The organism is Pseudomonas sp. CFBP13509 (assembly GCF_005233485.1).
Classification (GTDB): Bacteria; Pseudomonadota; Gammaproteobacteria; order Pseudomonadales; family Pseudomonadaceae; genus Aquipseudomonas; species Aquipseudomonas marginalis.
In genome coordinates this window covers 173,668-193,204 of the sequence record NZ_QGAA01000003.1, presented here as the reverse complement: position 1 = coordinate 193,204, position 19,537 = coordinate 173,668, and the positions used below count along the sequence as shown (strand labels likewise).

The 19,537-nt window shown below is 64.7% G+C and carries 14 protein-coding genes; 11 read left to right on the top strand and 3 right to left on the bottom strand.

The window, feature by feature from the left end; translation table 11 throughout:
* The 3 genes from tssC to tssA are packed head-to-tail and all read right to left on the bottom strand — an operon-like array spanning position 1 to position 3,080.
* The gene (gene tssC, locus PspCFBP13509_RS06765; RefSeq protein WP_065926733.1) at positions 1-1,497 is read right to left on the bottom strand and encodes a type VI secretion system contractile sheath large subunit; all 1,497 of its coding nucleotides are present in this window, start codon (positions 1,495-1,497) and stop codon (positions 1-3) included.
* 2 nt (positions 1,498-1,499) lie between these two features.
* A complete protein-coding gene (tssB, locus tag PspCFBP13509_RS06760; protein WP_065926732.1) occupies positions 1,500-2,006 on the bottom strand; it encodes a type VI secretion system contractile sheath small subunit in 507 nt (168 codons plus the stop codon).
* A 54-nt stretch (positions 2,007-2,060) separates the two neighbouring features.
* Entirely contained in the window at positions 2,061-3,080 is a 1,020-nt protein-coding gene (tssA, locus tag PspCFBP13509_RS06755; protein WP_137211723.1) for a type VI secretion system protein TssA, read from the bottom strand.
* 393 nt (positions 3,081-3,473) lie between these two features.
* On the opposite strand from tssA, the gene tagH reads away from it, so the two are divergent.
* From tagH to PspCFBP13509_RS06700, 11 genes are read left to right on the top strand one after another with little or no spacing between them, the layout of a single operon-like run.
* Positions 3,474-4,808: a type VI secretion system-associated FHA domain protein TagH gene (gene tagH, locus PspCFBP13509_RS06750; protein ID WP_137211722.1), complete on the top strand. Its 1,335-nt coding sequence runs from the start codon at positions 3,474-3,476 to the stop codon at positions 4,806-4,808.
* A 57-nt stretch (positions 4,809-4,865) separates the two neighbouring features.
* Positions 4,866-5,375, top strand: a complete 510-nt coding sequence (tssJ, locus tag PspCFBP13509_RS06745) for a type VI secretion system lipoprotein TssJ (RefSeq protein WP_065926729.1) — start codon at positions 4,866-4,868, stop codon at positions 5,373-5,375.
* A gap of 19 nt (positions 5,376-5,394) precedes the next feature.
* Positions 5,395-6,729, top strand: a complete 1,335-nt coding sequence (gene tssK, locus PspCFBP13509_RS06740) for a type VI secretion system baseplate subunit TssK (protein WP_065926728.1) — start codon at positions 5,395-5,397, stop codon at positions 6,727-6,729.
* A gap of 6 nt (positions 6,730-6,735) precedes the next feature.
* The gene (locus PspCFBP13509_RS06735; protein ID WP_027608269.1) at positions 6,736-8,025 is read left to right on the top strand and encodes a DotU family type VI secretion system protein; all 1,290 of its coding nucleotides are present in this window, start codon (positions 6,736-6,738) and stop codon (positions 8,023-8,025) included.
* Positions 8,022-11,522: a type VI secretion system membrane subunit TssM gene (tssM, locus tag PspCFBP13509_RS06730; protein ID WP_137211721.1), complete on the top strand. Its 3,501-nt coding sequence runs from the start codon at positions 8,022-8,024 to the stop codon at positions 11,520-11,522. Before PspCFBP13509_RS06735 ends, tssM begins: the two co-directional genes overlap by 4 nt.
* Positions 11,519-12,172 carry a type VI secretion system-associated protein TagF gene (tagF, locus tag PspCFBP13509_RS06725; protein WP_065926726.1) on the top strand — a complete coding sequence of 218 codons (654 nt, stop codon included), beginning with the start codon at positions 11,519-11,521 and terminating at the stop codon, positions 12,170-12,172. Before tssM ends, tagF begins: the two co-directional genes overlap by 4 nt.
* Complete coding sequence (locus PspCFBP13509_RS06720; RefSeq protein ID WP_065926725.1) at positions 12,173-12,892, top strand: PP2C family protein-serine/threonine phosphatase; 720 nt, start codon at positions 12,173-12,175, stop codon at positions 12,890-12,892.
* Positions 12,889-15,897: a serine/threonine-protein kinase gene (locus PspCFBP13509_RS06715; RefSeq protein ID WP_137211720.1), complete on the top strand. Its 3,009-nt coding sequence runs from the start codon at positions 12,889-12,891 to the stop codon at positions 15,895-15,897. Before PspCFBP13509_RS06720 ends, PspCFBP13509_RS06715 begins: the two co-directional genes overlap by 4 nt.
* Complete coding sequence (locus PspCFBP13509_RS06710; protein WP_065926723.1) at positions 15,897-16,601, top strand: ABC transporter ATP-binding protein; 705 nt, start codon at positions 15,897-15,899, stop codon at positions 16,599-16,601. Before PspCFBP13509_RS06715 ends, PspCFBP13509_RS06710 begins: the two co-directional genes overlap by 1 nt.
* Entirely contained in the window at positions 16,601-17,785 is a 1,185-nt protein-coding gene (locus tag PspCFBP13509_RS06705) for an FtsX-like permease family protein (RefSeq protein WP_137211719.1), read from the top strand. The genes PspCFBP13509_RS06710 and PspCFBP13509_RS06705 overlap by 1 nt, the downstream gene beginning before the upstream one ends.
* 43 nt (positions 17,786-17,828) lie before the next feature.
* A complete protein-coding gene (locus PspCFBP13509_RS06700; protein ID WP_242001056.1) occupies positions 17,829-19,487 on the top strand; it encodes a formylglycine-generating enzyme family protein in 1,659 nt (552 codons plus the stop codon).
* Positions 19,488-19,537: the final 50 nt, after the last annotated feature.

The window sequence follows — 19,537 nt, the reverse complement described above, 5'->3', positions numbered from 1 at the left end:
TTACGCGCTTTTCGCCGAAGGCAGCTTCGATACCAGGCGCAACGACACGGTCAGCCCTTCGAGCTGGTAGTGCGGGCGCAGGTAGAACTTGGAGTTGTAGTACCCCGGGTTGCCCTCGACGTCTTCCACGATCACCTCGGCGGCGGCCAACGGGTGCTGGGCCTTGGTGGTCTCGGTGGAGTGCGCCGGGTCACCGTCGACGTAGTTGAGGATCCAGTCCTGCAACCAGCGCTGCATCTCGTCCTTCTCTTTGAAGGAACCGATCTTGTCGCGCACGATGCACTTCAAGTAGTGCGCGAAACGGCAAGTGGCGAACAGGTACGGCAGGCGCGCGGCCAGGTTGGCGTTGGCGGTGGCGTCCGGGTCGTCGTATTCGGCCGGCTTCTGCAACGACTGGGCGCCGATGAACGCGGCGAAGTCAGTGTTTTTCTTGTGCAGCAGCGGCATGAAACCGTTCTTCGCCAGTTCCGCTTCACGGCGGTCGCTGATGGCGATTTCGGTCGGGCACTTCATGTCCACGCCACCGTCATCGGTAGGGAACGTGTGGGCCGGCAGGTTTTCCACTTCACCGCCGGACTCCACGCCACGGATGCGCGAGCACCAGCCGTAGTGCTTGAACGAACGGTTGATGTTCACCGCCATCGCGTAGGCGGCGTTGGCCCAGGTGTACTTGGAGCTGTCGGCGCCGTCGGTGTTTTCTTCGAAGGCGAAGGCTTCCACCGGGTCGGTCTTGGCGCCATAGGGCAGGCGCGCCAGGAAGCGCGGCATGGTCAGGCCGATGTAGCGCGAGTCTTCCGATTCACGCAGCGAGCGCCAGCCGGCGTATTCCGGGGTGGTGAAGATCTTGGTCAGGTCGCGCGGGTTCGACAGTTCCTGCCACGAGCCCATGCCCATCACGGTCGGCGATGCCGCAGCAATGAACGGGGCGTGCATGGCGGCGCAGACTTTCGACAGCTCGCCCAGCAGTTCCACGTCCGGTGGCGACTGGTCGAAGTAGTAGTCGCCTACCAGGCAGCCGTACGGTTCGCCGCCGAACTGGCCGTACTCTTCTTCGTACATCTTCTTGAAGAGCGGGCTCTGGTCCCACGCGGTGCCCTTGAATTTCTTCAGGGTCTTGTGCAGGTCCGGCTTGGAGATGTTGAGCACGCGAATCTTCAGTTGCTCATCGCTCTCGGTGTTATTGACCAGGTAGTGCAGGCCACGCCAGGCGCTTTCCAGCTGCTGGAAATCCTGGTGGTGGATGATCTGGTTGACCTGGGCGGTGAGCTTGGCGTCGATGGCGGCGATGATCGATTCGATCGATTTGATCGCGTCGTTGGACACCAGGTCGGTTTGCGCCAGGGCCTGTTCGGCCAGGGTGCGCACGGCGGTTTCCACAGCTTCGCGGGCACGCTCGGTCTTGGGCTTGAATTCCTGCATCAGCAAGGATGCGAACTCGCTGGTTTCCTCGGTTGCACCCAGGCTCTGGGCGCCTTCGCGGGCGGTATTGTCAGTCATGATTACTGGTCCCCTGCAGGCTTAGGCGCACTGGCAAGTGCCTGGAGCAGTGCCGGGTCCTTGATCGCCTTCATGATGATTTCTTCAGCGCCAGTCTTGCCGTCCATGTAGGTCAGCAGGTTGGCCAGCTGGGTGCGGGCTTCGAGCAGTTGCTTGAGCGAGTCGACCTTGCGGGCCACGGCGGCCGGGCTGAAGTCGTCCATGCTTTCGAAGGTGATGTCCAGGCTCAGGTTGCCTTCGCCGGTCAGCTCGTTGGGTACGTGGAACGCCACGCGCGGCTGCATGGCCTTGAGGCGCGAGTCGAAGTTGTCGACGTCCACTTCAAGGAACTTGCGGTCGGCCACAGGCAGAAGAGGCTCGGCAGGCTTGCCGGCGAGGTCGGCCATCACACCCATCACGAAGGGCAGCTGGACCTTTTTCTCGGCGCCGTAGAGCTCGACGTCGTACTCGATCTGCACTCGAGGCGCGCGGTTGCGCGCGATGAATTTCTGAGAACTTTGCTTCGCCACGTTGCTGCTCCTGGTCGCTTGAGCGACGGTGTTGTTACTGCGCAGTCGAGCGGCTTACTCGCCGTCCGGGCCGCGCAGGTTTTCAAATTGGGACATCCCATCGGGAATCAGATTGCGCACGATGGCCGCGAAGTCGGCGTGCACAAGGTGCTTGGCCCGGTTCAGCAACACTGGCAACGGGCTCGAAGGCTCGTGCCGGGTGTAATACGCAAGGATCTTGTCGAGGCTGCGCAGCACGTCATCACGGTTGCTGATGTCGCCGCTGGGGCGAGGTGCGGCGGGGGCAGCGGCGAAGTCCACCGAGGGGGCATTGTCGTCACTGACGGCCTCGGGTTCGCTGCCGGCAGCGCTGTTCGGAACAAACTGGTTAAGCACCTGCAGCGCCTGCTTGAGCGGTTGCTTCAACAGGCTGAGGTCCACGCCTTGGGCGGAACCCACCTGGTCGCTGACCTGCTGCTCGATGGCTTCGCAGGCGGCGCGTGCGGCGCTCAAGGCGTCGCGGGTGGCTTGCAGGTGTTCGGGGTCGCTGTCGAGGAACGCGGCGTTGAGCTGCTGGGCGCCGAGCTGTTCGTCGGGGAAACTCATCAGGCCGCTGGCATTCAACGCGGCGCGCAGGCTCACCGGACCGAAGGTGCGCGAGCGCGTGAGGATGCTTTCGCGCAGCAGACGAATGGTTGCGTCGCTGGTCAGGCCGGAGAGGGCGTTGATGCGTACGGTGGGGTCGTTATCGTCGTCGGCATCCAGGCGCGGGTGCAGGTCGGCCCAGTATTCGCGCAGCAGCGCATTGATCAACGTAAGGACTTCAGCCAGCCCGGCCGCACCCTGGAGGGCGAGGGAGCTTTGCAACAGGAAATGGGTGATGCGCAGGTCTTTGCTGCGCTGCAGCAAGTCGAGGCTCTGCTGCTGGATGCTGCGCCATTCCGGCGGCTCGGCGGGCAGGATCGAATCGCCCATGCTGCGCTCGGGTTGGCCCTTGGCATCACGCTCCAGCTGGAGAAAATCCGCGTCATATTCCATGTCTTCGCCACAGGGCGAAGTCGCGGAAACGGCGGTGAGCAGCAACGGCACATCCACTGAAATTGATCTCCCTATCAGCCCGTTACATGGCGGGCAATGCATGCATTAGTTGCGCAAGGAACTTTGCATGTTTTCTTGGTCATATAAGAAGATGCCACTAATGTGCCATCACCGGTATTCAAGAAGTTGTGCATTTTTGGTGTAGTACTTATGCCTTGTCAAGGTAAGCTATTCGCCCTCTGTGACAGATGTGCGGTGCTTAACAACCTGCGCGACTGGTGGGTCGAACGACGCACCGGCATAGGATTTTTGTCATGGAGCCCAGTTAAGATCAGCGATCATGCTGGCATCAGCAGGTTTTGAACGGTCGATTGCACGACCTGATGGGGATCTCCCGGGCGTCGCTGTCCCTGGGGTCGACTGCGCGCGAAGTATCAGCAAGGAGGCAAGATGTCGCTGTGTTTGACTATCACTAGTTATCACAAGATTACCCCCGGGCAATGCTCGGAAAAGTCCATGAACCAGGGCTCGATGGCTATCGGCCGCAGCTCGGATAATGACTGGGTATTGCCTGATCCCGAGCGCCTGGTGTCTTCGCAGCACTGCGTTATTCAATACAAAGATGGTCGTTATTATTTAACCGATAACAGTACAAACGGTGTGGAGTTGGTTAACGCCGGCATCCGTTTGCGCAGGGGTAACAGCGAGCTGTTGCAGGATGGCGAGTTGATCCGCATCGGCGATTACGAGATCCAGGCGCGGATCGACTTCAACGTGCAGGCCATCGACAGCCAGCCATTCGCCGGTGATTCGCCGAACAGCTTTGAGGCCCTGATGGGCGCCGTGGCGAACAAGCCCGCGCCGACGCCGGTGATTGCCCCGCAATTCCAGGGCGCTTCGTCGATGGACACGCTGCCGGACCTGTTCGACTTCCTCAGCCCCACCGCCGTGCCGCCGCCCACCGTGGCCGACCATGTTCCCAGCGAACAACACGACTTCCGCCCGCCGACCCCGGTGGCGGTACCCGTGGTCGAGACGCCTGTGGTCTCGGGCTCGGTGATTCCCGAAGACTGGGACCTGTTTGGCGACACGCCGGCGCCGTCGGCCAGTGCGCCGCCACCTCCGCCACCGCCACCCACACCGATCATCCAGCCGCCACCCGTGGTCGAGCCAGTGCTCCCCGTGGCCGCCACCCAGCCGCCCGATCTCTTGCAAGCCTTCCTGCGCGGTGCCGGCCTGGACCAGTTGCGCCTGGACAAGGCCCAGGCGGAGGCGCAGATGGAAAACATCGGCCGCAGCTACCGCCTGATGGTCGAAGGCCTGATCGACGTATTGCGTGCCCGCGCCAGCCTCAAGGGCGAGTTCCGCATGCAGCAGACCATGATCCAGCCTGCCGAAAACAATCCGTTGAAATTCGCACCGAATGCCGACGAAGCTTTACTGCTTTTGCTTCGCCACGGCAACCAGGCGTTTATGGCGCCGGACATTGCCGTGCGCGACAGTTTTGATGACCTGCGCGCCCACCAACTGGCGGTGATGGCCGGGGTGGAAGCAGCGATCAAGCACTTGCTCACGCGCTTTGAACCGTCGCAACTGGAAGAGCGCATGGGCAAGCCCGGCGGGCTGTCGAACCTGTTCGCCGGCTCGCGCCAGGCCCAGTACTGGCAGCAGTTCACCGAGCTCTACAGCAATATTTCCCGCGAGGCCCAGGAAGATTTCCAGGACCTGTTCGGCCGTGAATTCAGCCGGGCCTACGAAGAACACAGCGCGCGACAGCGTCGGTAAAACCGCGCCGCAACCTACGGATTAACGGATAGCTAAGTACGTCATTGAGGACGCAGGATGATTCCCAGGTTTTTACTCGCAGTCGCCACCGCGCTGCTGCTGACCGCGTGTAGCAAGGATGCGGTCAAACCCGAAACGGCTGCTGAGGCTGAAGTGAACACCGCCGCCGTCGAGCTGCACTTCCACGCGATTGCCGGGCTTAACCCCGGCGCCAACGGCCAGGCCGCGCCGGTGCGGGTGCGCATTTTCGAACTGAAGAACGCCGCCACCTTCGCCCGCTCCGATTACTTCGCCCTGGCCGACCGTGCGCAATCGACCCTCGGCCTGGACCTGCTGGACCAGGACGAAGTCATGGTGCAACCCGGCCAGCAACTGAGCATCCAGCGCGACCTCGACCCCTCCACGCGCCAGATCGGCTTGCTGGTGGGTTATCGCGAGTTGGACCGCGCGCAATGGCGCACGGTGATCAACGTACCGGCGCGCCAATACACCGAATACCAGATCAGCCTCGATGTGCGTGCCGTGCGCGCCGACGTCGTGGTCACCCCATCCAGCCCTGCCCAATAAGAAGCAATCGGAGCTCCCCATGTCCTGGAACAATCGCGTGGTCTGGTCGGAAGGCATGTTCATCGGAACGCAGCACTTCCAGCAGCATGACCGTTACCTGGAAAACCTGATCGACGCCCGCAGCCGCCCGTTGTCCGCCGGCGCCTGGGGGTTTTCCGAATTGCTGATCGACCAGGGCCTGCTGGCCCAGGGCAAGCTGGCCATCGTCTCGGCGCGCGGCCTGTTGCCCGACGGCACGCCGTTCAACATTCCCCAGGATGACCTGGCGCCCAGCCCGCTGAATATCGACGACAACCTGCGCGATGGCCTGGTCTACCTGGCCTTGCCACTCAAGCGTGCGGGTGCCCGCGACACCGTGGATGAAGGCGAAGCCCTGGAAGCCGCGCGCTACGTGAGCCAGGTGCGCGAAGTGCGCGATGACAACGCGCCGTTCGAAAACCGCGCGCCGGTGGCCGTGGGTTCCCGGGCCCTGCGCTTGCTGACCGCCCAGGACGGCATCAGTGACTACGCCGCCGTGGGCCTGGTGCGCATCAAGGAAAAACGCGCCGACCGTGCGCTGGTCCTCGACGACAGCTACATCCCGCCCGTGCTGGACGTGGCCGCGAGCAAGCCATTGAGCGCGTTTCGCAGCGAACTGCTGGGCCTGTTGCACCAGCGCGGCGAAGCCCTGGCGGGCCGCGTGGTTGCCTCGGGGGCAGGCGGTGCGTCGGAGATCGCCGACTTCATGCTGCTGCAACTGGTCAACCGCGCCCAGCCGCTGATCCAGCATTTCAGCCAGTTGAGCCCGCTGCACCCGGAGCGCTTTTTCAGCGCACTGGTCAGCCTGGCCGGTGAGTTCTCGACCTTTTCCACTTCAGGCCGTCGTCCCCAGGAATACCCGCAATACCAGCACGACGACCTGGCCCTGAGCTTCGCCCCAGTCATGGCGGCCCTGCGCGAAGCCCTGTCGATGCTGATCGACAGCAAGGCCACGCCGATCCCGATTGTCGAGAAAGCCTACGGCGTCCACGTGGCCATGCTGGCCGACAAAACCTTGCTCGACAGCGCCAGCTTCATCCTCGTGGTCCGTGCCGATGTGCCCGGCGAAACCCTGCGTGCGCGCTTCGGCCAGCAGAGCAAGGTCGGCTCGGTGGAGCACATCCGCGACCTGGTCAACCTGCAACTGCCGGGCATCACCTTGCTGCCGTTGCCGGTGGCGCCGCGCCAACTGCCGTACCACGCAGGCTCGACCTACTACGAGCTGGACCGTGGCAGCGAGCATTGGCAGCAACTGGGCAATTCCGGTGGTTTTGCCTTCCATATCGCCGGGCAGTTCCCGGGCTTGAACCTGGCCTTCTGGGCGATCCGAGGATAATCCGCGATGCATCCCAATGATGACGACCGCACCCAGTTCATGCCGCGCCCGGGTGGCCGCGCGCCGGAACCCGCGCGTGCCGAGCCGGCCCCGCTGTCGATGCCGGCCGCGCCGATCCTCACCGGCAAAAGCCAGGGCCTGAACCCGCTGGAAAGCGCCGCCGGCCCGCTGTTGGCGCTGTTGACGCGCCTGCGCAACACCATCGCGCACCCGGCGCCGGCCAGCCTGCGCGCGCAGTTGCTGGCGTACCTGCGCCAGTTCGAAGAACGCGCCGAAGCCGCTGGCGTGGCCCGCAACGAGGTGCTGCTGGCGCGCTACGCGCTGTGCACCGCCCTCGATGAAGCGGTGTTGAGCACGCCGTGGGGCAGCACCAGCGATTGGGGCAAGCAGAGCCTGTTGATCACGGTGCACAACGAAGCATGGGGGGGCGAAAAAGTCTTCCAGTTGCTCGACCACTGCCTGCAAAGTCCACGGGAGCGCCTGTACCTGCTGGAGCTGTTGTACCTGTGCATGTGCCTGGGGTTCGAAGGCCGTTACCGCGTGATGAACGACGGTCGCAGCCAATTGGAAGCCTTGCGTGAGCGCACGGCGGCGGCGATTCGCAGTGCTCGCGGTGACCACGAGCGCGAGCTGTCGCCCCATTGGCGCGGCGTCACCGTCGCGCGTGATCGGCTGGCGCAGTTCATGCCGCCGTGGATCGCCGTGGCGATTGGCCTGGCGTTGTTGCTGGCCTTGCTGTTCACCTTGCGCCTGCTGCTCGCGGCGCAGGCTGAACCGGTGTTCAAGAACATCCATGCCCTGGGCGAGATCCCGGTGCAGGCCATCGACCGTCCCGTGGCGCAACCAAAAGTGATCGAGCGTCCGCGTCTGGCCGGCTTCCTGGCGGAAGACATCAAGGCCGGTCGCGTCGCGGTGGAAGACAAGGTCGACCGCTCCGTGGTCACCATTCGTGGCGATGAGCTGTTTGCGTCCGCCAGTTCCAGCATCGTCGATGACTACCAGCCGCTGATGCTGCGCATCGCCGACGCCATCCGCAAGGTCAAGGGCCAGGTGCGCGTCACCGGGCACAGCGACAACCGCCCGATTGCCACGCTGCGTTTCCCATCCAACTGGGCCTTGTCCGAAGCGCGGGCCAAGTCGGTATTGGAGATCCTCGCGGCCAAGACCGGCCAAGCTGATCGCTTCAGTGCCGAGGGCCGCAGCGACACCGAGCCGTTGGCGACCAACGCAACTGCCGAAGGCCGTGCCCGCAATCGTCGGGTTGAAATCACCGTATTGGCGGAGGGCGTCGAGTGAAGGCGTTTTTCAGTTTCATGATTCGCTGGGTGATCCCCGTGCTGGGCCTGATCGCCCTGAGCCTGATCATCTGGTTTGTGGGGCCGTTGCTCGACGTGCTGGTGCCGGAAGGGCGCCGTTGGGCGCTGATCATCCTGGTGTTTGCGGTGTGGATCGCCTACCGCGTGTTCCGCATCATCCAGGCGCGGCGCCAAGCGGCCGAAGTGATGCGCAGCCTGGCGGCCGAAACCCCGGCCGACCCCAACAGCGTGGCGACCGCCGAAGAGCTCACCACCCTGCGCCAGCGCATGGACGAAGCCCTGGCGCTGCTGAAAAAGGCCAAGCTCGGTGGCGACGAACGCCGCAACCTCTACGAGCTGCCGTGGTACGTGATCATCGGCCCGCCGGGTTCGGGCAAGACCACGGCGCTGGTCAACTCCGGGCTGCACTTTCCGCTGGCGGCCCAGTTGGGCGCCGGGGCGGTGCGCGGTGTTGGCGGTACGCGTCACTGTGACTGGTGGTTTACCGACCAGGCGGTATTGCTCGACACCGCCGGCCGCTACACCACCCAGGACAGCAATTCCACGGTGGACAAAGCCGCCTGGCTGGGCTTTCTCGACCTGCTGAAAAAGCAGCGCTCGCGCCGCCCGATCGATGGCGCCTTTATCGCCATCAGCCTGTCGGACCTGCTGCTGGGCACCGATGCCGAACGCGCGGCCCACGCGGCGGCGATCCGCCTGCGTATCCAGGAGCTGTACACCCAATTGGGCGTGCGTTTCCCGATCTACCTGATGCTGACCAAGCTCGACCTGGTGCCGGGCTTCATGGAGTTCTTCGACAACCTGAGCAAGGAAGAACGCGCCCAGGTCTGGGGCATGACCTTTGCCTTGGACGACGGCAAGAACAGCGACAGCCCCCTGGCGCACCTGCAAAGCGAATTCGCCGGCCTCGAGCAGCGCCTCAACGAACGCCTGGTGGAGCGCCTGCAACAGGAGCGTGACCCGGCGCGGCGCGACCTGATCTACGGTTTTCCGCAGCAGTTCGGCGCATTGAAGGACTGCCTGCAAAGCTTCCTCGAAGGCGTGTTCAAGCCCAATGCCTTTGAAGAGCGCGTGTTGCTGCGCGGCGTGTACTTCACCAGCGGCACCCAGGAAGGCAGCCCGATCGATCGCCTGATCGGCGCCATGGCCCAGAGCATGAACCTGGACCGCCAGCACCTGGCGCGCCAGAGCGGCACCGGGCGCAGTTACTTCATCGAAAAACTCTTCACCGCCGTGGCCTTTGCCGAACGAGGACTGGTGGGCGTTAACCCGAAAGTCGAGCGTCGGCGCACGTGGATCGCACGCGGTGTACTCGCGGCCACCGTGGCCTTGGTGATCGTGGTCAGCAGCCTGTGGTGGGTGAGTTATCGCGCCAACCAGGCGTATATCGCCCAGGTCGACCAAAGGGTCGCGCCACTGGGCCAGACCGTCCAGAACCTCAGCCCGGCGCAGCGTGAAGTGCTCGCGGTGCTGCCGCTGCTCAATGCGGTGAAGAACCTCGCGGGGGATTCGCCGAGCTGGTCCGAAGGCCTGGGGCTGTATCAGGGCGATATGCTCGAAGCCGAGTCCGCCAGCGTCTATCGCAAGCTGTTGATCGCCGTGTTCGCGCCGCGCCTGGTGACGCGCATCGAGGAGCAACTGCACGGCGGCGGCAACTCCGACTTCCTCTACGAAGGCCTCAAGGCCTACCTGATGCTCGCCGACAGCGAGCATTACGATCCGGACTTCATCAAGGCCTGGATCGCCCTCGACTGGGACCGCAACCTGCCGCGCGATCTGCCGGCCGATCAGCGCCAGGCGTTGACCGGGCACTTGCAGGCGCTGTTCGAGCGCCATCCGCCGAATGCGCGCCTTGACCCGCGCTTGATCGACGATCTGCGTCGCCAGTTGCAACAGCTGCCGGTGGCCCAGCGTGTCTACGACCGGGTCAAACGCCAGAAACTGCCTGAAGGTATCCCGGACTTCCGTATCAACGAAGCCGCTGGCCGCGATGCCGCGCTGGTGTTCAGCCGTAAAAGCGGCAAGCCGTTGGGCGAGCCGTTGAGTGGCTTTTTCACCGCCAAGGGCTATCGCCAGGCGTTTTTGCTCAGCAGCCTGAACCAGACCGGCACCCTGGCTGAAGAGCAATGGGTGCTGGGCCATGAGCAGGCCGATCAGCAGAACGTGGTCAGCCTGGCCGCCGATGTGCGTCGCCTGTATTTCCAGGACTATCAGCGCCAATGGGATGCGTTGCTCGCCGATATCGACTTTGTGCCCATCACCAGCGTGGCCCAGGCAGCCGATGTGCTGCGGGTGATTTCCGGGCCGAGTTCGCCGCTGAAAAAACTGCTGGTGGCCGTGGCCAAGGAAACCGATCTGCAAGCCGAAGAGCGCCAATTGGCCGCTAAAGGCGTGCCGGTGGAAGGTGGCGTCGACAAGCTCAAGGAGCGCCTCGGCAGCCTGCTCGGCCAGGAGCAACCGACGGCCAATGCGCCGGCTGCAGCGGATGATCCGGTGACCGCGCACTTTGCCGAACTCAACAGTATCGTCAGCAAGAACGAAGGCGAACCGGCGGCCATCGACGGCCTGTTGTCGGACATGAACGCGCTGTATGTGCAGGTCAGCGCCATGGTCGGGGCCAGCGGCGATGCCTTGCTTGGCGAGGCGAAGAACCAGGCGGCGGCTGCGGCCACACGGGTCAGCCTGAACGCCGAGCGCCAACCGCCGCTGGTGCAGGGCATGGTCAAGTCGGTGGTCAACTCCACCACCAACAGCATGATGGGCGGGGTGCGTAACCAACTGAACGCGGCGTGGGTCAGCGAAGTGGTCAACGTGTACCGCCAGTCCCTGGCCGGTCGTTACCCGATGTCGCCGGGCAGTGCGCGGGATGCGACCCTGGATGACTTCGGCCAGTTCTTCGGCGTGGGCGGGGTGATGGACAACTACTTCCGCAAATACCTGCAGCCGTACGTGGACACCTCGGCACAGACCTGGCGCTGGCAGCCGGGCGCGGCACAGAAACTCGGGATTGCGCCGGGCGTGCTGCAAACCTTCCAGCGCGCGGCGACGATCCGCGATGCGTTTTTCCGCTCCGGTGGCACCCAACCGATCGTGCGTTTTGAACTCAAACCGGTGTCGATGGACCCGACGATCACCCAGTTCCTGCTCGACCTCGACGGCCAGCAATTGAGCTACGACCACGGCCCCAGCCGCCCGGTGGCGATGCAATGGCCGAACCCCGGCAGCATTGGCGTGGTGCGTATCTCGATCATGCCGCCGTCGGCCAGTGGTCGCTCGGGCGTGACCCTCGACGGGCCGTGGGCCTGGTTCCGCCTGCTGGAGCAATCGGACCTCACCGCCGGCAACTCGCCGGACCGCTTCAACCTGCGCCTGCGGGTCGACGGTGCGAGCATCGCCTACGAGTTGCGTGCCAACAGCGCCTTCAACCCGTTCAAGAGCCGTGTGCTCAATGGCTTCAGCCTGCCGGAGCGGCTATGACGACGCTGGGTTTCTACGGCAAGCTGGCCAGTCGCGGAGACTTCGTCAGCCGTGCCTTGCCCCAGAGCTTTATCGGCCCTTGGGACAGCTGGCTGGCGGCGGGGTTGCTCGCCAGCCAGAACAGCCTCGGCGCCGACTGGCTCAATGCGTACCTGGTCAGCCCTCTATGGCGCTTTGTGCTGGCGCCCGGCGTGTGCGGGCCGGACGCGGCGGCGGGCGTGGTGATGCCGAGCATTGACCGGGTCGGGCGCTATTTCCCGTTGGCGGTGGTCACCTTGCTCGATCACGACATCAACCCGGCGTCCCTGGTGGGCGGGCCGGACAGCTGGTTTGAGCAGGCCGAAGAGCTGTTGCTCAGCACCCTGGATGCCGGCGCCACGTTTGAACGCTTCAACGCTGGCCTCGATGACCTGGGCTTACCGGCGACCGAGCCGCGTGCGGTGGACAGCCGTTTCGCCGGGCTGCAGCGCGTGGCGGCCAGCGTGCCGCACCAGCGCATGACCGCGCTCGCCGAACAGGCCTGCGACGGTGCGAGCCTGTGGTGGGGGCGTGGTTCGCAGACGATTTCCCCTGGTTTATTGCGGTGTCAGGGCCTGCCTGCCGCCGGCGATTTTGCGCAGTTTCTGCTCGGACAAGAAGGTGTGGTGTAGATGGGGTCGACGTACAAATCCGCGAGCAAAAGCCATGTGGGCATGGTTCGCCAGGTCAACGAAGACGCGTGCCTGGACCTGCCGGAAAACCGCCTGTGGGTGGTGGCCGACGGCATGGGCGGGCACGCGGCGGGGGATTATGTCAGCAGCCTGATCGTCGACAGCCTGCGCAGCGTGCCGATGGGCCGTTCCCTTGACGAGTACTCGGCAGCCCTGCGCAATGACCTGACCCGCATCAACGCCGCCGTGCGTGAAGAAACCGCCAACCGTGGCGTGACCATGATGGGCAGCACGGTGGTGGTGCTCGCCGCGCGCGGTTTGCGCGGTGTGTGCCTGTGGGCCGGCGACAGCCGCCTGTACCGCCTGCGCGACGGCGTGCTCGAAGGCATCTCCCGCGACCACAGCTACGTCCAGGACCTGCAGGACAGCGGCCTGCTCAGCGAAGCCGATGCCCGCGTGCACCCGCGCGCCAACATCGTCACCCGCGCCATTGGCGTGGAAGCCCAGCTGGAACTGGCGGTGGTCGACCTGCTGATCGCCCCCGGCGACAGCTACCTGCTGTGCAGCGATGGTCTGAACAAGACCGTCGACGACCATGAGATCCGCGAAGTGCTCAGCCACGACGCGCCGGATGAAATCGTGCGCAGCCTGGTGCACCTGGGGCTCAACCGTGGCGCGCCGGACAACATCACCGCCATCGTCGTGAAGGTATCGGCATGAACATTGTGATTCCGGGCTATGACATCGACGGCGAGATCGGCGAAGGCGCCATGGCCAGCGTGTACCTGGCGACCCAGCGCTCCCTGGAGCGCAAGGTGGCGCTGAAGGTGATGGCGGCGGCGCTGGCGGCCGACCCGAGCTTCTGCGAACGTTTCCTGCGCGAGGGCAAGACCCTGGCGCGGCTGTCCCACCCGCACACGGTGACCATCCATGACATCGGCAATGTCGGTGAGCTGTACTACATGGCCATGGAATACCTGCCCAACGGCACGCTCAAGGAGCGCATCGCCGCCGGCCTGACGCCGGAGCAGGGCATTACGCTGATCCGCCAGATCGCCTCGGCGCTGGGCTATGCCCATGCCCAGGGGCTGGTGCACCGCGACGTCAAGCCGGCAAACATCCTGTTCCGCGCCGATGGCACGGCGGTGCTGTCGGACTTTGGCATTGCCAAGTCCCTGGACGACCGCACCCAATTCACCCAGGCCGGCTTTGCCGTGGGCACGCCGAGCTACATGAGCCCGGAGCAGGCGCGGGGCCAGGAGATCGATGGCCGTGCCGACCTCTACGCGCTGGGCGTGGTGCTGTATGAAATCCTCGTCGGCAAGCTGCCGTACAACGGCAACGACGCGCTGTCCACCGCGCTGGCGCACCTGACCGAACCCTTGCCGGAATTGCCGGTGCACCACGGGCGTTATCAGGGTGTGTTGCGCAAGCTGTTGGCCAAGGACCCGGCGGAGCGTTTCCCGGATGCGGCGGCGTTGCTGCAGGCGCTGGATAACCTGCCTGCGGAGTCGCCGGAGGCCACGCTGGTGCGGCCGTTGCCGATCCCGCTGAGTTTTGATCTGGCGGGCATGACCCCGGTCACCATCGACATCCCGACCGACAGACCCCAGCCGCAACCGGTGCGCCAGCCGGTGGTGACGCCGACCCAGCATAACGCCGTGTCCGAGCAGCGTCGTGGGCCGGTGCTGGCACTGGCCGCCGTGGCGGTGGCCGTCGCATTGGCCATTGGTGGCGGCAGTTACTGGTGGTTGAGCGGCAGTGATGAGCCGGCCAAGCCGCCGGCTGCCGTCGTGCCTCAGGCCAAGTCTCCGGCGGCGGTCGCCGACGTGCCCCCGGCAACGCCCACTGCGTCCGCCGAAGTGGACGGCGGCCAACGGCCGTTATTGATGGCCGGCAAGAAGACCCTGTTCCAGCGCGTGCTCAGCAAGCCCGGCGCCAAGCTGTCGGATGACGCCGGCAGCGCGCCTGGCAAGGCCCTGCCGGCGTTCTCCGTGCTGTATGTGTACCAGCGCAAAGACGTCGACGGCAGCCCGTGGGTGCGCGTCGGTGCCGCCACCGATGGCCGCAGCGACGGCTGGTTGCCGGCCGCCCAGGTCAGCGACTGGAAGCAAAGCCTCGTGCTCAAGTTCACCGAACGCTCCGGCCGGGCGCCGGTGATGTTCCTGCGCCAATCCGGCGAAGTGGAAAAGTTGCTCGCCGATCCAGCCGCCGCCAAAGGCGTGCTGGCCAAGGCGCAGAAGAACAGCGACGACAACGGCCAGGTCCTGGCCCTGGAGCCGGCCGCCAGCGCGGTGCCGCAGAACCAGTTCTACCTGTTGCCGATCTTCGACGCCAAGGAGAGCTTCGACGAAAACGGCCAGCCGGTGCAGTTGCTTAACGTTGCCTCCATCGACCCGGGCAGCAACGCTGCGGCCAAACCATCGACCCCGGTGATCAACGCCAATGCCGACGCCTTCCGCACTGCCGTGGTGCTGGTGGTGGACACCACGGTCTCCATGCAGCCCTACATCGACCAGATCCGCGATGTGGTGCACGAGCTGCAAACCCGTATCGCCGAGCGTGGCGAGCTGGACAGTGTCAGCTTCGGCATGGTCGGTTTCCGGAGCAGCATCAAGAAAACCCCAGGCCTGGAATACGTGGCCAAGACCCTGATCAGCCTCGACCAGGGCCGCGACCCGCAACGCTTCCTCGACATGGCGCGCCAGGTCAAGGCGTCCACCGTGTCCAGCCACTCCTTCAACGAGGACGCGTTTGCCGGGGTGATGCAGGCCGTGGACGGCATGGACTGGTCCGGCTACGGCGGTCGTATCATCCTGCTGGTCACCGATGCGGGCGCGCTGCGCAAGAACGACCCGTTTGCCGCCACCCAGATGAACGAAGCCGAAGTGCGCCAGGCCGCACTGGGCAAGCAGATCAAGATCTACGCGCTGCACCTGCGCACCGACGCCGGCAAGAAAACCCACGCCGGCGCCGAGAGCCAATACCGCATCCTCACCGCCGACGCCAACCCGCAGATCGGCGACCTGTACACGCCGGTGCCGGGTGGCGATGTGCGCAAGCTGGGCGAGCGTGTCGACGAGATCGGCAGCGTGTTCGCCAACCTCGTGCACCAGGTGCGCAGCAATACGCCGCAAGCGGTGCCGCTGCTGAGTGCCGCGCCGAGCCTGGCGGACAAATCCGCCGCGGTCGGCTATGCCATGCACATGGACTTCCTCGGTCGCCGGAACGCCAGCCAGGCGCCGCAACTGGTCAGTGCCTGGACCGCCGACCGCGACCTGACCAATCCCGCGCTGCCGGCGTTCCAGGTGTGCGTGATGCTGACCAAATTGCAGCTCAACGACCTGCAACAGTCGCTGAAACTGATCGTCGATGCGGCGCGCAAGACCCAGACCTCGCCCAAGGATTTCTTCCAGGAAATCGCTAGCGCCTCGGCCTATATGAGCCGCGACCCCCAAGCCCTGCGCAAGGGCGGCAACCTGGCCGACGGCGGCATTCTCGGCGAATACCTGGAAGGCCTGCCGTACCGCAGCAAGTCGCTGAACATGACCCAGGACCTGTGGTTGTCGTTGAGCGTGGCCGAGCAGGAAGACTTTATCGACGAGCTGGATTCGAAAATCCGCCTCTACGAAACCTTCCACAATGACCTGGCCAACTGGGTCCGTTTCGGCGATGCCGAACCGGGTGATGCGTTGTACCGCGTGCCGTTGTCGACACTGCCGTAATGCTGAACTTGAGCGCGGTGCACAAAAGCCGGGGTGTCGGCAGCCAGCGTTACAGCCTGGTGATCCCGGCGCTGCACCTGCGTGCCGGCGAGCAATTGGCAATTGTCGGGCCGAGCGGGTGCGGCAAGAGCACCTTGCTGGATCTGTTGGCGCTGGTACTGGCGCCGGATCAGGTGGGCCGGTTCGAATTCAACCGGCAGGACATTGGTGGACTGTGGCGCGCCGATCAGCAATCCACCCTGGCCGGGCTGCGCAGCCAGCACTTGGGCTATGTGCTGCAAACCGGCGGGCTGCTGGGCTTTCTGGATGTGCGCAGCAATATCGCGCTGTCCCGGCAACTGCTGGGGTTGAAAGACGATGGCAGCGTGACGCGCCTGGCGGAACAGCTGGAGATCAGCGACCAGTTGGCCAAGAAGCCGGCTGCGTTGTCGGTGGGCCAGCGCCAGCGTGTGAGCTGCGCCCGCGCCCTGGCCCATGCACCGCAACTGGTGCTGGCCGATGAACCGACGGCGTCCCTTGACCCGCTGAATGCCGAGCGCGTAATGCAGGCCCTGCTGGCCCAGGCCCGCGAGCACCGCGCCGGCTGTGTGATCGCCACCCATGACGAACCCTTGGCCCGTGCCAGTGGCTTGCAGGTGCGGCGCATCAGTTGCCGTCGCGATACCGATGGCGGCGTCACCGCGACCCTTGGGGAGGCGTGCTGATGCGCATCCCTTTGGTGGCGTCCCTGGCCTTTCAGGATTACCGCAACGATGCCTGGCTGTCGGCCTGTTCGGTGTTGGCGCTGGTGGCGGTGATTGCGCCGTTGCTGGTGTTGTTCGGCCTGAAATTTGGACTGGTTAGCAGTTTGACCGAACGTTTGGAGACCGATCCGGCCACCCGTGAAATTATTCCGCTGGGCGGTGGTCGATTCAGCAGCGCATTTGTCGAACAGCTCGGCCAGCGCAGCGATGTGGCGTTCGCCTTACCGCGCACGCGGCAGATTGCGGCGACGGCGCAGGTGGGCACGCTGACCCTGGAAATGCTGCCGACCGCTGCGGGTGATCCGCTGCTGAACGGCCTGCCGATGCCCAGGGGCCTGGACCGGATCGTGCTGAGCCACACCGCTGCCGAGAAGCTTGCGGCGCGGCCTGGGGATTGGCTGGAGACCAGCTTTGCGCGGCAAGTGGCGGGGCGTGTAGAAGCCCAGCGCACGCGCTTGCAGGTACTGGGGGTGCTGCCGCTGGAAGCCTTCGCCCGGGATGGGTTGTTTGCCGATTTGAGATTGCTGGAAGCGGCGGAAGATTACCGCGATGGCCGTGCGGTACCGGCGTTGGGTTGGGCCGGTGACGAGGTGGGTGTGAGCGAGCAGCAGGTGTATCCGGCGTTTCGCTTGTATGCGCGCAGCCTGGCCGATGTGGAGCCGCTGCGGGTATTTTTCGCCGGGCAGAATCTGTTGGTATCGACCCAGGCACAGACGATCGCCCAGGTGCAGTCGCTGAGCCGCAACCTGTCGATCGTCTTCTGGATCATCGCCGGGCTGGCCTTGGCGGGCGCGTTTGCGGCGATCTTCGCCGGGGCGTTGGCCGCTGTGGCACGCAAGCGCCGGGAATTGTCGGTGTTGCGTCTGTTGGGGTTTTCCACCGGCGCGCTGTTGCTGTTTGTGGTGCTGCAGGCGCTGTACAGCGCAGGGTTTGCCGCTTTACTCAGCGTTGGGCTGTATGGCCTGGCCGAGGCCGCGTTGAACAAGTTATTCGTGCAGGTGCCGGGCGAACACGCCAGCCACCTGCTGGCGCGTCACTATGGCCTGGCCCTGGTTGCAGTCCTTGGCGTCAGCGCCGTGGCGGCAGCCTGTGGTGGTTGGCGAGTGGCGCGTATCCAGGCTTCTGAAGGAATCAGAGATGTATAAGTTACTGGGCGCCGTTGTGGCGCTGAGCCTGGCCTCGCTGGCCATGGCCGATGAAGCGAGCGACAAGCTCGACAACCCCAAGCCGTTGCCCGACGACGTCAGCCTCCCGCTGCCGTGCGAAGGCACTATGGTGTTCCGCTACGCCTACGTGCTGGCCCAAGGGACCTTGGATGACCGCGAGATCAGTCTCGGCTACCCCTTCGCCGAAGGCGAGGCGGGTTACCAGCAGTCATTTATCTCCGGCTACCGCCGCGACTTTATCAACGGCCAGTTCACCCTCAAGGACTTGCCGAAAGACTGGAGCAAAGTCATTGCTCCGTTGATGCCGAAGACCGACGCCAAGACCCCGCTCAAGCCCATGCTGTACTTCATCGGCAAGTACGAAGTGACCGCCCGCCAGTACGCCCAGGTGATGGCCCAGGCGCAATCCCTGGCCAGTGGCGAACCGGCACCGGCGTGCGATGCGCCCACCGGCATGGCCGGGCGTTTGCCCAAGGTGAAGCTGTCGCGCTTTGAGGCTGAGCGCTTCTCGGCGGTGTACAGCGCCTGGCTGATGAAATACCACCGCGATTTGCTGCCGGTGAGCGGTCGTGGGTCGTCGGCGGAAGACGGCGGCCTGGGTTTCGTGCGCCTGCCCACTGAAGTGGAGTGGGAGTTCGCCGCACGCGGTGGCCAGGCGGTGAGTCGCCAGGACTTGGAAGGGCGCCTGTTTCCACGCCGCACCGAAGGCAGTGAAAGCGATGGCCCGCTGGGTGATTACGCGGTGTTCAACCAGGTCGCCGGCGGTACTGGCCAGGCCGCACGCTTGATGCCTATCGGTACCAAGCTGCCCAACCCCATCGGCATGTTCGACGTGATCGGCAACGCCGCGGAAATGGTCCAGGAGTCCTTCCAGCTGGTGCACGCCGGTCGTCGCCAGGGCACCTACGGCGGCTTTGTGGTCAAGGGCGGCAACTACCTCGAAGGCGAGGGCACGCTGTTTACCGGCATGCGCCGCGAATACCCGCTGTTCGCCGCCGACGGCACCGAGCAAAGCAACGAGACCACGGGATTCCGCGTGGCAATCGGGGCGTTGTCGGCGCCGCGCTCGCGTTACAAGGAGTTGTTTGCGCAGTGGCAGAAAGAAGGCCGCCTGGCCTCGCTGACCGACGCCATCGACGACGCCCAGGACCCGACCAAGCGCCTGGACAGCATCATCGCCGCCAGCGTCGACCCCAAGCTGCAGGCCGAGTTGGGGCTGGTCAATGAAGAACTCAAGCGCAATGTCTCGCTGATCGCCCAGCAACGCGAAGAAGCGGCGGGCAACCTGATTCAGTCGGCCGCGCTGGTGGCCGAGACCATCAGCAACTACAACATCCGCCTGGCCAACCTGCAGAAGAGTCGCCAGCAGGCCCTGGACAACAAGGAAGAGGCCAGCGCGGCACTGTTTGCCACGGCTATCGAGAACGGACGCAGCGCCCTCGATGGCGCGGTGGCGATCTATATCGACAACCTGGCCACCGGCACGCGTTACACCGATGCGGTGATCCAGGCGCAGTTTCAACGGATCAAGGAAGAGTTGGATCGCAAGCCCGTGCTCGGCAAGAGCCTGGTGACGCGCGCAACACTGTTCGTTCGCCATGTCGGCAACTACCGCAAGCAACAGCGGGCCGACCCGGCGACGATCTTGAAGGAATTGCTCGCAGCGAGCGGTCAGCGCTGATCGCTGGCTGTATGGCGAGCTTGGAAGGGACTCAGGCGGCAGTGGCCGCA